General features: G+C 71.9%; 12 protein-coding genes. 4 read left to right on the top strand and 8 right to left on the bottom strand.

Annotated elements, in window-relative coordinates; genetic code table 11:
- Positions 1–47 precede the first annotated feature (47 nt).
- From RM812_RS23615 to RM812_RS23580, 8 genes are all read right to left on the bottom strand, one after another.
- Positions 48–1,094 (bottom strand): substrate-binding domain-containing protein, encoded by a 1,047-nt coding sequence (locus tag RM812_RS23615; RefSeq protein ID WP_311575248.1) that lies wholly within the window; start codon positions 1,092–1,094, stop codon positions 48–50.
- A 17-nt stretch (positions 1,095–1,111) separates the two neighbouring features.
- Positions 1,112–2,131: an ABC transporter permease gene (locus RM812_RS23610; RefSeq protein ID WP_311575247.1), complete on the bottom strand. Its 1,020-nt coding sequence runs from the start codon at positions 2,129–2,131 to the stop codon at positions 1,112–1,114.
- Entirely contained in the window at positions 2,128–3,645 is a 1,518-nt protein-coding gene (locus RM812_RS23605) for a sugar ABC transporter ATP-binding protein (RefSeq protein ID WP_311575246.1), read from the bottom strand. The genes RM812_RS23610 and RM812_RS23605 overlap by 4 nt, the downstream gene beginning before the upstream one ends.
- A gap of 138 nt (positions 3,646–3,783) precedes the next feature.
- Positions 3,784–4,965 carry an ROK family transcriptional regulator gene (locus RM812_RS23600; RefSeq protein WP_311575245.1) on the bottom strand — a complete coding sequence of 394 codons (1,182 nt, stop codon included), beginning with the start codon at positions 4,963–4,965 and terminating at the stop codon, positions 3,784–3,786.
- A 227-nt stretch (positions 4,966–5,192) separates the two neighbouring features.
- Positions 5,193–5,870, bottom strand: a complete 678-nt coding sequence (locus tag RM812_RS23595; protein WP_311575244.1) for a GntR family transcriptional regulator — start codon at positions 5,868–5,870, stop codon at positions 5,193–5,195.
- Positions 5,871–5,997: 127 nt separating this feature from the next.
- Positions 5,998–6,945, bottom strand: a complete 948-nt coding sequence (locus RM812_RS23590; RefSeq protein ID WP_311575243.1) for a beta-ketoacyl-ACP synthase III — start codon at positions 6,943–6,945, stop codon at positions 5,998–6,000.
- 138 nt (positions 6,946–7,083) lie between these two features.
- Positions 7,084–7,227 (bottom strand): MFS transporter small subunit, encoded by a 144-nt coding sequence (locus tag RM812_RS23585; protein ID WP_311575242.1) that lies wholly within the window; start codon positions 7,225–7,227, stop codon positions 7,084–7,086.
- Complete coding sequence (locus RM812_RS23580; protein WP_311575241.1) at positions 7,196–8,536, bottom strand: OFA family MFS transporter; 1,341 nt, start codon at positions 8,534–8,536, stop codon at positions 7,196–7,198. Before RM812_RS23580 ends, RM812_RS23585 begins: the two co-directional genes overlap by 32 nt.
- A gap of 228 nt (positions 8,537–8,764) precedes the next feature.
- Here RM812_RS23580 and RM812_RS23575 point away from each other — a divergent pair, with 228 nt between their 5' ends.
- Genes RM812_RS23575 through RM812_RS23560 form a run of 4 tightly spaced genes read left to right on the top strand, consistent with a single transcriptional unit; the run spans position 8,765 to position 14,580 of the window.
- Positions 8,765–9,736 (top strand): 2-dehydropantoate 2-reductase, encoded by a 972-nt coding sequence (locus tag RM812_RS23575; RefSeq protein ID WP_311575240.1) that lies wholly within the window; start codon positions 8,765–8,767, stop codon positions 9,734–9,736.
- Complete coding sequence (locus RM812_RS23570) at positions 9,733–11,784, top strand: molybdopterin oxidoreductase family protein (RefSeq protein ID WP_311575239.1); 2,052 nt, start codon at positions 9,733–9,735, stop codon at positions 11,782–11,784. The genes RM812_RS23575 and RM812_RS23570 overlap by 4 nt, the downstream gene beginning before the upstream one ends.
- Complete coding sequence (locus RM812_RS23565; RefSeq protein ID WP_311575238.1) at positions 11,765–13,723, top strand: NAD(P)H-dependent oxidoreductase subunit E; 1,959 nt, start codon at positions 11,765–11,767, stop codon at positions 13,721–13,723. The genes RM812_RS23570 and RM812_RS23565 overlap by 20 nt, the downstream gene beginning before the upstream one ends.
- Positions 13,720–14,580: a 2Fe-2S iron-sulfur cluster-binding protein gene (locus RM812_RS23560; RefSeq protein ID WP_311575237.1), complete on the top strand. Its 861-nt coding sequence runs from the start codon at positions 13,720–13,722 to the stop codon at positions 14,578–14,580. The genes RM812_RS23565 and RM812_RS23560 overlap by 4 nt, the downstream gene beginning before the upstream one ends.
- Positions 14,581–14,622: the final 42 nt, after the last annotated feature.

The raw sequence follows: 14,622 nt of genomic DNA, 5'->3' as shown, positions 1-14,622 counted from the left end.
GGCCCCGCCCCGGCGGGCTGGTCAGGCCGCGCGCGGGGCGGGGGCCCTCACTTGAAGCCCGTGGACATGTACTGGTCGACGTTCTCCTTGTCGACGACGGCCGAGTAGCAGGTCAGCGACGAGGGGATCTCGAACTCCGCGAGACCGCCGACGCCCTTGCCCTGACCGAGGGCGCGGGCCAGGTCGATCGCGGAGGCGGCCATGGTCGGCGGGTACAGCACGGTCGCCTTCAGTACGCCGCGGTCCGCCTTGATGGCCTCGAAGGCGGAGAGCGCGCCCGCGCCGCCGACCATCAGGAAGTCGTCGCGCCCGGCCTGCTCGATGGCGCGCAACGCGCCCACGCCCTGGTCGTCGTCGTGGTTCCACAGGGCGTCGAACTTCGACTGGGCCTGGAGCAGTTGGGCCATCTTGGCCTGCCCGGACTCGACGGTGAAGTCGGCTGCCTGGCGGGCCACCTTCTGGATGTTGGGGTAGTTCTTCAGCGCGTCGTCGAAGCCCTGGGTGCGCTGCTTGGTCAGCTCCAGGTTGTCCAGGCCGGCCAGCTCGATCACGCGGGCGTCGGCCTTGTCCTTGAGCTTCTCGCCGATGTAGTGACCGGCGTTGAGCCCCATGCCGTAGTTGTCGCCGCCGATCCAGCAGCGGTAGGCCTGGGGGCTGTTGAAGACGCGGTCGAGGTTGACGACCGGGATGCCGGCGCGCATGGCCTTCAGGCCGACCTGGGTGAGCGCCTTGCCGTCGGCGGGCAGCACCACCAGGACGTCGACCTTCTTGTTGATGAGGGTCTCGATCTGCCCGATCTGCTGCGCGGTGTCGTTGGAGCCCTCGGTGACCTCCAGGGTCACGTCGGAGTACTTCTCGGCGCGCTTCTTGGCGTTGTCGTTGATGGCGTTGAGCCAGCCGTGGTCGGCCTGGGGGCCGGCGTAGCCGATGGTGACCTGCTTGCCCGGCTTGTCGTCGGCGGCCGGCTGGTCGTTGGCGGTCGGCTTGTCGTCGCCGTCGTCGGTGTCGTTGCTGGTGCACCCGGTGAGGACGGCACCGGCGGACACGGCGGCGGCTCCGAAGAGCAGTCCTCTGCGACTCGTGAGCTTCGTCATGACGGTGAACCCTTTCCTCAGTGCGTGCTTGCGGTACGGCGCTGGACCAGCACGGCGGCGACGATGATCGCTCCCTTGGCGATCTGCTGGACGTCGCTCTGCAGGTTGTTCAGGGCGAAGATGTTGGTGATGGTGGTGAAGATCAGGACGCCGAGCACGGAGCCGACGATGGTGCCGCGCCCGCCGCTGAGCAGGGTGCCGCCGATGATCGCGGCGGCGATGGCGTCGAGTTCGTAGAGGTTGCCGTTGGTGTTCTGCCCGGAGCCGGCCAGGACGATCAGCAGGAAGGCGGCGATGCCGCAGCACAGGCCGGAGAGCAGGTAGAGGTAGAGCCGCTGGCGGCGGACGTCGATGCCGGCCAGCCGGGCGGCCTCCGCGTTGCCGCCGACGGCGACCGTGCGGCGTCCGAAGGTGGTCCGGTTGAGCACCAGCCAGCCGATGACGGTGACGGCCGCGAACACCAGGACCAGGGGCGGGATGCCGAGCACGTAGGCATCGCGCTCGCCGAGGTCCAGGACGCTGGGGACCGTGACGACCTGGGTCCGGCCGTCGGTGATCTGGAGCGCGAGACCGCGCGCCGAGGCCAGCATGGCGAGGGTGGCGATGAAGGGGACCATCGCGCCGTACGCGATGAGCACCCCGTTGACCAGTCCGCAGCCCACGCCGACCACCACGGCGGTGAAGAGGATGCCGGCGAAGCCGTACTCCTGGGTGGCGACGGTGGTCGCCCACACGGACGACAGGGCGACGATGGCGCCCACGGACAGGTCGATGCCGCCGGAGACGATCACGAAGGTCATGCCCACGGTGACGACGCCGATCACGGACGCCTGGGTGAGCACCAGTTGCAGGTTGCGGGTGTCGAGGAACGCGTCGGGCTGGGTGATGCCGCCGATGAGGACCAGTGCGGCGAGCACGCCGAGCAGGGTGAGGGTGCGGAGGTCGGCGCGGGCCGTGAGGCTCCGCCAGGCGGGCGGACCGTCGACCGGTGCCGCCTTGCCGGTGCCGCCCCGTGGCGGGGACACGTGCTGCGTCATGACGCCGGGCTTCCTTCCATCACGAGGTCGAGTACGCGGTGTTCGTCGAGTTCGCGGGCGGGGGCCTCGTGCACGACGTGGCCCTCGCGCAGCACCAGCACGCGGTCGGCGAGGCCGAGCACCTCGGGCACCTCGCTGGAGACCAGCAGGACGGCGAGGCCCTCGTCGGCGAGGCGGCGGATGACCGCGTACAGCTCGGCGCGGGCGCCGACGTCGACGCCGCGGGTGGGTTCGTCGAGCAGCAGGACCTTGCAGCCGCGCAGCAGCCAGCGGGCGAGGACCGCCTTCTGCTGGTTGCCGCCGGACAGGGTGCGCACGGGCACGGAGGGGTTGTCGGGCCGCAGCGACAGCTCTCGGGTCGCCGTGCGGGCCGCGTTCAGTTCGGCGCCGCGGTCGATCCAGCCGCCGCGCGAGAAGCGGGACATGGCGGAGACCGACACGTTGCGGGTGACGGACTCCAGCATCAGCAGGGCCTGCGCCTTGCGTTCCTCGGGGGCGAGCCCGAGCCCGGCGCGGACGGCGGCGCGCACACTGCCCGGCCGCAGCGGACTGCCGTCGACGAGGACCTGGCCGGCGCTCGCCCTGCGGGCGCCGTAGACCGTCTCCAGGATCTCGGAGCGGCCGGAGCCGACGAGTCCGGCGAGGCCGACGATCTCGCCGGGGCGGACCTCCAGGTCGAGGGGGGCGAACTCGCCGTCCCGGGTCAGTCCCCGCACGCTCAGCACGGGCTCACCCCGGGGCGGCGAGGCCGGCCGGTCGGGGAAGACGTACTCGACGTTGCGTCCGGTCATCAGCGCCACCACCTCCCGGGTCGGCGTCGACTTGGCGGGCAGCCCGCCGGCGACGGCCCGGCCGTCCTTGAGGACGGTGACCCGGTCGCCGATGCGGCGGATCTCCTCCAGGCGGTGCGAGATGTAGACGACGGCGACTCCGTCGGCGGTGAGGTCGGCGACGATGCGGAAGAGGTTGTCGACCTCGTCCGGGTCGAGCGCGGCGGACGGCTCGTCCATCACGATCAGCCGTACGTCGTGCGAGAGCGCCCGCGCCATGGACACGATCTGCTGCTGCGCCGCCGAGAGTTCCCCGACCAGCCGTCCCGGATCGACTTCCGGGTGCCCGAGTCGCCTGAGGAGCTGGGCCGTCGACGCCTTGGCCGCCCTTGCCCGTACGACGAAGCCGGCGGCGGTCGGCTCGTGGCCGAGGTGGACGTTCTCGGCGACCGACAGGTGTTCCACCAGGTCGAGTTCCTGGTAGATGGTGGCGATGCCGAGGCGCATGGCCGCGATGGGCGAGCGCAGGGTGACGTCCTCGCCGCGCCACCGGATGGTGCCGGTGTCGGGCTGGTGGGCACCGGCCAGCACCTTGATGAGGGTGGACTTCCCGGCGCCGTTCTGGCCGAGCAGGCAGTGCACCTCGCCGGCCTGGACGTCGAGGTCGACGCCGTCCAGGGCCCGGACGCCGGGGAAGGACTTGGTGATGCCGGACATGCTGAGCAGCGGTGATTCTGGTGCCATGTGTGGTCCCCTCGGCGGGCGTGCGGGCCGGTGTCAGGGCAGAGCAGAGCAGGACAGGGCGGAGCAGGGCGTGACGGTACGGAGCAGGGCAGGGCCGGGTGGAGCGCTGTGCTGGTGAGCTCGGGAACCGAACGGTGTCTACGCGGGTGAGAACAGGTGGTCGCTGATCAGCCGGGCCGCGCCGATGACTCCGGCGGTGGGGCCCAACTCCCCCAGGACGATGGGCAGGTTGCCGGTCGCCAGCGGCAGCGACTGGCGGTAGACCTGGGTGCGGATCGCGGCGAGCAGGTTGTGGCCGAGGCCGGTCACCCCGCCGCCGATCACCACGAGACCCGGGTTGAAGAAGCTGACCAGGCCGGCGATGACCTGACCGGTGCTGCGGCCGCCTTCCCGGATCAGTTCGAGTGCGGTGGCGTCGCCCGCGGCGGCAGCGGCGGCGACGTCGGCGGCGCTGAGGCCCCCGTTCGCCTCCAGCCGGTTCGCGAGATCGGCCGACAGGCCCTGCTGGGCGGCCTCCGTGGCGTCGCGGGCCAGTGCCGCGCCGCTGAAGTGGGCCTCCAGGCAGCCCCGGTTGCCGCAGGCGCAGGGGCGTCCGTCGGGCACGGCCTGGATGTGCCCGATGTCGCCCGCGCTGCCCGTCGTACCCCGGTAGACGTCACCGCCGACGACGATGCCGCAGCCGATACCGGTACCGATCTTGACGACGAGGAAGTCGGGCACGGTGCGGGCGACGCCCGCGTGCTGCTCCCCCAGCGCCATCAGGTTCACGTCGTTGTCGACCATGACCGGGCAGCCGAGTTCCTGGCTGAGCGCCTCCCGCACGGGGAAGCCGTCCCAGCCCGGCATGATCGGCGGAGCCACCGGCACGCCCTCGGGGAAGCGGACCGGTCCCGGGACGCCGATGCCGGCGCCGTCGAAGCCCTCCGCCAGACCCGAGGCCCGCAACTTGGCGGCCATGGACAGTACGTGCTCGAAGACCGCGACCGGTCCCTCGCGTACGTCCAAGGGCTGGTTGATGTGCCCGAGGATCTCCAGTTCGGCGTTGGTGACGGCGACGTCGACCGAGGTCGCGCCGATGTCGACGCCGAGCAGGCGCAGTTCGGGGTTGAGGCGGACGTTGTGGGAACGGCGCCCGCCGCGCGAGGCGGCGAGTCCGTCGGCCACGACCAGCCCCGTCTCCAGCAGCCGGTCCACCTCCACGGCCAGCTTGGACCGGGAGAGGTCCACCTGGTCGCCGAGCTGGGCCCGGGAGTTGGGGCCACCGTCGCGCAACAGCTGGAGCAGTCGGGCTTGGTGGGCGTTCGCGGGTCGTGCCGTCATGCGTCTCACGAGCCCCTCCCCGCCTCAATGGCTTGAGCGCGCCGGTTTCGGTCGCGTCCGTGGCTTGCTTTCGGAGGGAACGTAGCAGCGGGCGTCGGGTGTGGGAAGAAGTCGCGCATGAATTGCTGCGAACTTTCTCCACTGAGAGGACAAAGGAGGTCGGCCACCGGCCGGGCCGGGTCACGCCAGGTCGGGGCGGACCAGCCGGAAACGGGACGGTCCGGGCGTCAGGAGGTGGAACGCGCGTGGTACGAGCGCCGGGTGTGCTCCGTGTGCTCGCGCATCAGCCGCGTCGCCGCCTGCTCGTCCCGGTCGGTGATGGCCGCGATCAACTGGCGGTGCTCGATCCAGGACTGCCGGCCGCGCTGCCGGGCGATGGGCGTGTAGTACCAGCGCACCCGGCGGTCCACCTGCGCGGCCAGTTCGGCGAGGACGGCGTTGCCGGCCAGCTCCATGACCTTCGCGTGGAAGCGGGCGTTGGAGGCGACGGCCGCGTCCACGTCGTCGGCGGCGACGGCCCGTTCGCCCTCCTCGCACAGCTCCTCCAGGGCGGTCACGCCCGCGCTGCCCGCGTTGGCGGCGGCGAGCCGGGCGGCCTCGGCCTCCAGGAGCGTACGCACCGTCAGGAGCTGGTCGGCCTCCTCCTCCGTCGGCTCGTGCACGAACGCCCCCTGCGCGGGGCGCAGATCGACCCACCCCTCGGTGTTGAGCCGCTGCAGGGCCTCGCGCACGGGCTGCCTCGACACACCGAGGTGACCGGCGAGTTCGCTCTCGACGAGGTGCTGGCCGGGCTGGAGGGCACGCGTGGTGATGAGTTCGAGCAGCGCCTCGTAGACCCGGTCGCGCAGCGGGCCCGGCCGTTCCAGCCTGGGCACCGCGCCCTGCGGCAGTCCTGCGGACAACATCGGTCCCCCCTCGGAGGCGGTACGGCCGGTACGCCGAGTATCGATTGTCTTTCGTCTACAGTCTACGGCGCACGGGAAACCGGAGGCCGGGAGTAGTCCACGTCACACCACGGCTCACCGGGGCCGGTCAGGGACAGCGGACGACCTGCCCGGCGTAGGAGAGGTTTCCGCCGAAGCCGAAGAGCAGGACCGGGTCCCCGGTGGTGATCTCGCCGCGCTCCACCAGCTTGGAGAGGGCGAGCGGGATGCTCGCCGCCGAGGTGTTGCCGGATTCGACGACATCCCGGGCGACGACGGCGTTGACGGCGCCGATCTTCGCGGCGAGGGGTTCGATGATGCGCAGGTTCGCCTGGTGCAGGACGACCGCGGCCAGGTCGGCCGGTTCCAGTCCGGACCGCTCGCAGGCCTGGCGCGCGATGGCGGGCAGCCGCGTGGTGGCCCAGCGGTAGACGCTCTGCCCCTCCTGCGCGAACCTCGGGGGCGTGCCCTCGATGCGGACCGCGTTGCCCATCTCGGGCACCGACCCCCACAGCACGGGGCCGATCCCCGCTTCCTCGCCCGGGGCACAGGCCTCCACGACGGCGGCCCCCGCCCCGTCGCCGACGAGCACGCAGGTGGTGCGGTCGGTCCAGTCGGTCACCTCGGACATCTTGTCCGCGCCGATGACAAGGGCCCTGCTCGACGAGCCGGCCCGGACGGCGTGGTCGGCGGTGGCCAGGGCGTGGGTGAAGCCCGCGCAGACGACGTTGAGGTCCAGCACGGCGGGTTCCGTTATGCCGAGGCGGGCCGCGACGCGGGCGGCGGTGTTCGGGGAACGGTCGATCGCGGTGGAGGTGGCGACCAGCACCAGGTCCACGTCGGCCGGCGTCAGGCCGGCCGACGCGAGGGCCTTGGCCGCGGCGTGGCCGGCCAGCTCGTCGACCGGCTCGTCGGGCCCGGCGATGCGGCGGGACCGGATGCCCACCCTGCTCCTGATCCACTCGTCGCTGGTGTCGACCATGCCCGCCAGGTCCTCGTTGGTGAGAATCCCGGTGGGCTGGTAGTGGCCGACGGCGGTGATGCGGGAGCCGTGCATGAGTGGATTCCTCGTTGCCTCGGGTACGGGGTCCACCAGTGTGATGAGTGACCGACGGGTACGACGGCAGGTGAAGCGACAGAGAACGGGTGCCCGCCTTGTCGGCTTCGGTCAGCATCCCGGACGCACCTGGAGGCGTCACCCGGTGAACAGCTGGGTCGCCTTCCGGACAAGTTCGTACAGCCCGTAGGCGAGCGGCGCGCCCACCCACAGCCAGGTGAACGCGATCAGCGGCCGGCGGTCGGGCAGGTCAGGCGGACTCTGGCTGCTGTCGTCGGGCATCGGTGGCCTCCTTCGGCTCCGGAGCGGTGGACACGTGGTGGCGGACGTGGACCGGCCGCACGAGTTCGTTGGCGACGAAGCCGACGACCAGCAGCCCGATCATGATGACGAACGACAGCCCGTACAGGGACGAGCCGTGCCGTCCGGCCTCCTCCTGCCGGTCGGCGATCCAGTTCACGATCAGCGGTCCGAGGACGCCGGCCGTGGACCAGGCGGTGAGCAGCCGCCCGTGGATCGCGCCGACCTGGTAGGTGCCGAAGAGGTCCTTGAGGTAGGCGGGGGCCGTGGCGAAGCCGCCGCCGTAGAAGGAGAGGACGACGAGGGCGCACAGGACGAAGAGCACCTTGGAGGAGTCGCCGAACAGGGCGATCAGCGCGTACATCAGCGCGCCGGCGCCGAGGTAGACCCGGTAGATGTTCTTGCGTCCGATCAGGTCGGAGGCCGAGGACCAGCCGATCCGGCCCGCCATGTTGGCCGCCGACAGCAGGGCCACGAACCCGGCGGCGGCGGTCACCGTCACCGGCGTGGAGGTGTCGGCGAAGAAGTCCGTGATCATCGGTGCGGCCTTCTCCAGGATGCCGATGCCGGCGGTGACGTTCATGCAGAGCACGATCCACAGCAGCCAGAACTGCGGGGTGCGCACCGCTCCCCGCGCGGACACCTGGACGCCCTCGAGTGCGTCCGGCTCGCCGTCCGCCCGCCCCTTCGGGCGCGGCACCCGCACCAGCAGCACGCCGAGCAGCATGAAGACGGCGTACGTCAGTCCGTGCACGAGGAAGGCGAGGGCGATCCCCGGGCTGTCGGTGCCGAAGGACTCCAGCATCTGCGCCGACCAGGGGGAGGCGATGAGCGCGCCGCCGCCGAAGCCCATGATGGCGATGCCGGTGGCCATGCCGGGCCGGTCGGGGAACCACTTGATCAGCGTCGAGACGGGCGAGATGTAGCCGATGCCGAGGCCGATCCCGCCGACGAAGCCGTAGCCGAGGACGATCAGCCAGTACTGCTCGAGGGCCGCGCCCAGCGCGGAGAGCAGGAAGCCGGACGAGAAGCAGACCAGGGCGACGGTCATCGCCCAGCGCGGCCCGTGGCGCTCCACGAGCGTGCCGCCGAACGCGGCCGACAGCCCGAGCATGACGATGCCGAGCTGGAAGGGCAGCGCGCTCTGCGTGCCGCTGAGGCCGAGCGCGGATTCCAGGGGCGGTTTGAACACGGACCAGGCGTACGCCTGGCCGATGGAGAGGTGGACCGAGAGCGCGGCGGGGGGAACGAGCCAGCGGCTCCAGCCGGGGGGTGCGACGGGGGGACTCATGAGTCCCCAACCGTAGGGACGCGGGAGACGGTTGAGAAGTCGGTTGAGCAGACAACCACCGGTGCTGCACAAAGCCTTGCTGGGGCAACTCCCATACTGTAGACAATATTTCGTCGACAGAACAACGTACCGCCGTATCCGCCGCATCGTCGTATCCGTCGTATCCGTCGTATCGGAGTCCAGTCGGCAGTTCCTCGGTATCCCTCGACCGAACGGAGCTCCCTCGCCATGAAAGTCGCAGTCCTCGGTGCCGGGGCGATCGGCGCCTACGTCGGCGCCGCGCTCCACCGCGCGGGCGCCGACGTCCATCTCATCGCCCGTGGACCGCACCTGGCGGCCATGAGGCAGTGCGGAGTACGGGTGCGCAGCCCGCGCGGCGACTTCACCGCGCACCCCCACGCCACCGACGACCCGGCCGAAGTCGGCCCGGCCGACTACGTGTTCCTCGGGCTGAAGGCCCACTCGTACGCGGCGTGCGGGCCGCTGATCGAGCCGCTGCTGCACGACACCACGGCGGTCGTGGCCGCCCAGAACGGCATCCCCTGGTGGTACTTCCACCGGCACGGCGGCCCGTACGACGGGCGCCGACTGGAAAGTGTGGACCCGGCCGGCGCGGTCAGTGCGGTGCTCGCGCCGGAACGGGCCGTCGGCTGCGTCGTCTACGCGGCCACCGAACTCGAGGAGCCGGGCGTGGTCCGGCACGTGGAAGGCACCCGCTTCTCGGTCGGCGAGCCCGGCCGAGGTGTCTCCGCCCGGTGCCTGGCCCTCAGCGAGGCGATGCGGGCCGGCGGCCTGAAGTGCCCGGTCGAACCGGACCTGCGGGGCGACATCTGGCTGAAGCTGCTGGGCAACATCTCGTTCAACCCGATCAGCGCCCTGGCCCGCGCCACCATGCGGCAGATGTGTCGGCACGGCGGCACCCGCCGGGTCATCGAGACCATGATGACCGAGACGCTCGCGGTCGCCGGGGCCCTCGGCTGCGAGGTCGGCGTCTCCATCGAACGCCGGCTCGCGGGCGCCGAGAAGGTCGGCGACCACCGCACCTCCACGCTCCAGGACCTGGAGCGCGGCAAGCCGCTCGAGCTCGACGTCCTCCTCGCGGCCGTCGTCGAACTGGCGGAGATCACCGGGGTCCCGGTGCCCACCCTGCGCACCGTGCACGCCCTGTCGGACCTGCTCGCGCTGAGGAGTGCCGCATGAGCGAACGCGACCGAAACCGACCCGACCAAACCCGACCCGACCGAATCCGATCCGACCGAATCCGATCCGACCGCGACCGAAGCGACCGCGACCGAACCGACCGCGACGGGCGCAAGGGCCGCGACGGGCGCGACCGGAGCCCGAAGACCTACACCCGCCTCACCCATCCCCTCGTCCGGGACTCGCGGGACGCGCCCCTGCGCCGGGCCACCTGGGACGAGGCCCTGGACCGGACCGCCCGGGGCCTGGCGGCCGCGCGCGGCGCGTTCGGGCTGTTCTCCTGCGCCCGCGCGACCAACGAGATGAACTACGTGGCGCAGAAGTTCGCCCGGGTCGTCATGGGCACCCACAACGTCGACTCCTGCAACCGCACGTGCCACGCGCCGAGCGTCGCGGGCCTCTCGGCCGCCTTCGGCTCGGGCGGCGGGACGTCGTCGTACGAGGAGATCGAGCACAGCGACGTGATCGTGATGTGGGGCTCCAACGCCCGCTTCGCGCACCCGATCTTCTTCCAGCACGTGCTGAAGGGCATCCGGGGCGGCGCCCGGATGTACGCGGTCGACCCGCGCCGCACCTCCACGGCCGAGTGGGCGGAGAGCTGGCTCGGCCCGAACGTCGGCACCGACATCCCGATGGCGCACGCGATCGGCCGCGAGATCATCCACGCGGGGCTGGCCAACGAGGCGTTCATCGAGCGGGCGACCACCGGCTACGAGGAGTACAGGGCGCTCGTCGAGCCGTGGACCCTCTCCCTCGCGGAGAAGGTGACCGGCGTACCGGCCGCCGCCATCCGCCAGTTGGCGCACGCCTACGCCCGCGCCGAGCGTGCCCAGCTCTGCTGGACCCTCGGCATCACCGAGCACCACAACGGCACCGACAACGTCCGCGCCCTGATCAACCTCTCCCTCCTCACCGGCCACGTCGGCCGCTACGGCTCCGGGCTGCAGCCGCTGCGGGGCCAGAACAACGTGCAGGGCGGCGGCGACATGGGCGCGATCCCCAACCGGCTGCCCGGCTTCCAGGACGTCCTCGACCCGGAGGTCAGGCTGAAGTTCGAGTCGGCCTGGGGCACCGTCATGCAGCCGCGGCACGGGCTGACCCTGACGGAGATGTTCGAGGCCATGGAGGAGGGCACCCTGCGGGCCGTCTACTGCATCGGCGAGAACCCGGCGCAGTCGGAGGCGGACAGCGAACAGGCCGTGCGCCGCCTGAAGGCGCTGGACTTCCTCGTCGTCCAGGACATCTTCCTCACCAGAACCGCGGAACTGGCCGACGTGGTCCTGCCGGCGACGGCCGGCTGGGCGGAGACCGAGGGCACCACCACCAACAGCGAGCGGCGCGTCCAACGCGTCCGCAGGGCCGTCACCCCGCCCGGCGAGGCCCGCGAGGACATCGACATCCTCTGCGACCTGGCGGCCCGCCTCGGCCACGTCTGGAAGTACCCGGACGCGGAGGCCGTCTGGAACGAGCTGCGCTCCCTGTCGCCGGACCACCACGGGATGACGTACGCGCGCCTGGAGGAGCACCAGGGCCTCCAGTGGCCGTGCCCGAGCACGGAGGCGCTCGAACCGACCTATCTGCACGGCCGGTTGTGGGAGACGGACCCGGTCAGGCGGGGCCCCCGCGCACCCTTCGGGATCGTCCGGCACGACCCGCCGGTGGACCTCACCGACGAGGAGTACCCGATCCGGCTGACCACGGGCCGACGGCTCGACTCCTACAACACGGGGGTCCAGAGCGGGGGTTACTCGTCCCCGCTGCGGCGCGGCGAGTCCGTCGAGCTGTGCCCGGAGGACGCCGAGCGGTACGGGGTGGCGGTCGGTGAGGAGGTACGGGTGACCTCGCGTCGCGGGTCGGTGGTCGCGCCCGTGTGGGTCGACACCGCGCTGCGGCCGGGGCTCGCCTTCATGAGCTTCCACTTTCCCGACGAGGTGGACACCAACCAGCTGACCATCGAGGCCAACTGCCCGATCGCCGGGACGGCGGAGTTCAAGGCCTCGGCGATCCGGATCGAGAAGGTGAGCACCAGTGGACCTGCGCTTCGGTGACAGCAAGCCGACGGACGAGGAACGCGCGGCCGTGGACGCCCTGCTCGGCCCTCCCGAGTCGTCCTGGGAGGGCGCCGACCGCACCGACGCCGACCTGCGGTGGGCGCGCGGCGGGCGGGAGGCCCGGGACCGCCGCGACCTGCTGCTGCCGGGGCTGCACGCGGTCAACGACCGGGTCGGCTGGATCAGCGAGGGCGCCCTGGACTACCTGTGCAGGCGCCTGACGGTCCCGCCGGCCGAGGCGTACGGGGTCGCCACCTTCTACTCCATGTTCTCGGTCCGCCCACGCCCCGCGACGGTGCTGCACGTCTGCACCGACCTGGCGTGCACGGCGGCCGGAGCGAGAGACCTGTGCGCGGGCGTCGAGGCACGCCTGGGCCCGGAGAGCGGGGTACGGGTCGAGCGCGGCCCGTGCCTGGGTCTGTGCGAGCGCGCACCGGCGACCCTGGCGATACGAGCGGGAAAGCCCCCGGCCCTTCCGGCGGCGGGGGACGATCCGGCCCGTCCGGCGATCGAGGACGAGGCCGTCCGGGCCGAAGGGGGGTCCGGGGGCACGGCCCCCGGGGCCGGGAAGGGGCAGGAGCGGCGGGGGCGGAACACCCTTCGGGCCACCGCCGTCTGCGCCCCCGCCACCGCCGACACCGCTGTCCGCGCCGCCACCGCCCCCGAGTCCGCCGCCACCGAACCCCCGCCCGCCGCAGCGGTCCCCCAGGCGGGCGACCCCGCCCTGATCCTCCTCGCACGCATCGGCACCACCGACCCCGCCTCCCTCGACGACTACCGCGCCCACGGCGGCTACACGGCCCTGCGCCGGGCCTTCGAGCTGGGCCCCGCCGGGGTGATCCGCGAGGTCACCGACTCCGGCCTCCTCGGCCGCGGCGGCGCCGCGTTCCCCACCGGCCGCAAGTGGCAGGCCACGGCCGCCCAGCCCGACCACCCGCACCACCTCGTCTGCAACGCCGACGAGTCCGAGCCGGGCACCTTCAAGGACCGTGTCCTCATGGAGGGCGATCCGTACGCGCTGGTCGAGGCGATGACGATCGCCGCGTACGCGACCGGCGCGCACAAGGGCCACCTGTACCTGCGCGGCGAGTATCCGCGGGCGACGCACCGCATGCGCCACGCGATCGAGCAGGCGCGCACCCGGGGCCTGCTCGGCGACGACGTCCTCGGGCAGGGCTACGCCTTCGACATCGAGATCCGGCGGGGCGCCGGCGCGTACGTCTGCGGCGAGGAGACGGCCCTGTTCAACTCCATCGAGGGCTACCGCGGCGAGCCGCGGTCCAAGCCGCCGTTCCCCGTGGAGAAGGGCCTGTTCGGCAAGCCGACGGTGGAGAACAACGTCGAGACGCTGGTCAACGTACTGCCGATCCTGACGCTGGGCGCACCGGCGTACGCCGCGACCGGCACGAAGGCCTCCACCGGCCCGAAGCTGTACTGCGTCTCGGGGAGCGTGGCACGCCCCGGCGTGTACGAGCTGCCCTTCGGTGCGACGCTGGGCGAGCTCCTCGCCCTGGCCGGAGTGCGGGACGGGCTGCGGGCGGTGCTGCTCGGCGGGGCGGCCGGCGGCTTCGTACGGCCCGACGAACTCGACATCCCCCTCACCTTCGAGGGAACCCGGGCGGCCGGCACGACCCTCGGTTCCGGCGTCGTCATGGCCTTCGACGACACCGTCCCGCTCCCGCGTCTGCTGCTGCGCATCGCGGAGTTCTTCCGCGACGAGTCGTGCGGGCAGTGCGTGCCGTGCCGGGTCGGGACCGTGCGCCAGGAGGAGGCGCTGCACCGGATCGTGGAGCGCGCGGGGGCGGCCGCCGCCGACGACATCGTGCTGCTCAGGGAGGTCGGCCGCGCGATGCGGGACGCCTCGATCTGCGGTCTGGGGCAGACCGCGTGGAACGCCGTGGAATCCGCCATCGACCGACTGGGGGCCTACGAATGACCGCGATACCGCTCGGAGTACCGCGCCGTCCGGTGGACTTCACCCTCGACGGGCAGGAGGCCCGGGTCCCCGAGGGGGCGACGATCCTCGACGCCTGCCGGGCCGCCGGTACGGACGTCCCGACCCTGTGCCAGGGCGACACCCTCACCCCGAAGAACGCCTGCCGGGTGTGCGTGGTGGAGGTCGAGGGCGCCCGGACCCTCGCCCCCGCCTGCTCGCGCCGGGCGGAGCCGGGCATGGTGGTGCGGACGGACACCGAGCGCGTCCGGCACAGCCGCAAGGTCGTCCTCGAACTGCTCGCGTCCTCGGTCGACCTCTCCACGACCCCCTCGGCCGCGCAGTGGATCAAGGAGTACGAGGCGAAACCGGACCGCTTCGGCCCGGAGGCGGCCCGTGTCGACGAGGAGCCGCGCGTCGACAACGACCTGTACGTGCGCGACTACGGCAAGTGCATCCTCTGCTACAAGTGCGTGGACGCCTGCGGCGACCAGTGGCAGAACAGTTTCGCGATCTCTGTTTCCGGCCGCGGCTTCGACGCCCGGATCGCGGTCGAGCACGACGCCCCGCTGACCGACTCGGCCTGTGTCTACTGCGGCAACTGCATCGAGGTCTGCCCCACGGGGGCCTTGTCGTTCAAGTCGGAGTTCGACATGCGCGCGGCGGGCACCTGGGACGAGGCGCGGCAGAGCGGGACGACGACGGTGTGCGCGTACTGCGGAGTGGGCTGCAACCTCACCCTCCACGTGCAGGACAATGAGATCGTGAAGGTCACCTCGCCGCACGACAACCCGGTGACCCACGGCAACCTGTGCATCAAGGGCCGCTTCGGCTACCAGCACGTACAGAACCGGGACTGACCGGAACACGCAACGCGGGACACGGCACACGGGACAGGACAC

The sequence above is a fragment of the Streptomyces lancefieldiae genome, assembly GCF_031845825.1.
In the GTDB taxonomy this organism is placed as follows: domain Bacteria; phylum Actinomycetota; class Actinomycetes; order Streptomycetales; family Streptomycetaceae; genus Streptomyces; species Streptomyces lancefieldiae.
This window is presented reverse-complemented; position numbering and strand designations above follow the sequence as displayed.

Coding starts and splice junctions, on each gene's coding strand:
- RM812_RS23610 (WP_311575247.1), bottom strand. CDS start 2,131: ATGACGCAGCACGTGTCCCCGCCACGGGGCGGCACCGGCAAGGCGGCA.
- RM812_RS23595 (WP_311575244.1), bottom strand. CDS start 5,870: ATGTTGTCCGCAGGACTGCCGCAGGGCGCGGTGCCCAGGCTGGAACGG.
- RM812_RS23615 (WP_311575248.1), bottom strand. CDS start 1,094: ATGACGAAGCTCACGAGTCGCAGAGGACTGCTCTTCGGAGCCGCCGCC.
- RM812_RS23580 (WP_311575241.1), bottom strand. CDS start 8,536: ATGAGTCCCCCCGTCGCACCCCCCGGCTGGAGCCGCTGGCTCGTTCCC.
- RM812_RS23570 (WP_311575239.1), top strand. CDS start 9,733: ATGAGCGAACGCGACCGAAACCGACCCGACCAAACCCGACCCGACCGA.
- RM812_RS23605 (WP_311575246.1), bottom strand. CDS start 3,645: ATGGCACCAGAATCACCGCTGCTCAGCATGTCCGGCATCACCAAGTCC.
- RM812_RS23590 (WP_311575243.1), bottom strand. CDS start 6,945: ATGCACGGCTCCCGCATCACCGCCGTCGGCCACTACCAGCCCACCGGG.
- RM812_RS23600 (WP_311575245.1), bottom strand. CDS start 4,965: ATGACGGCACGACCCGCGAACGCCCACCAAGCCCGACTGCTCCAGCTG.
- RM812_RS23560 (WP_311575237.1), top strand. CDS start 13,720: ATGACCGCGATACCGCTCGGAGTACCGCGCCGTCCGGTGGACTTCACC.
- RM812_RS23585 (WP_311575242.1), bottom strand. CDS start 7,227: ATGCCCGACGACAGCAGCCAGAGTCCGCCTGACCTGCCCGACCGCCGG.
- RM812_RS23575 (WP_311575240.1), top strand. CDS start 8,765: ATGAAAGTCGCAGTCCTCGGTGCCGGGGCGATCGGCGCCTACGTCGGC.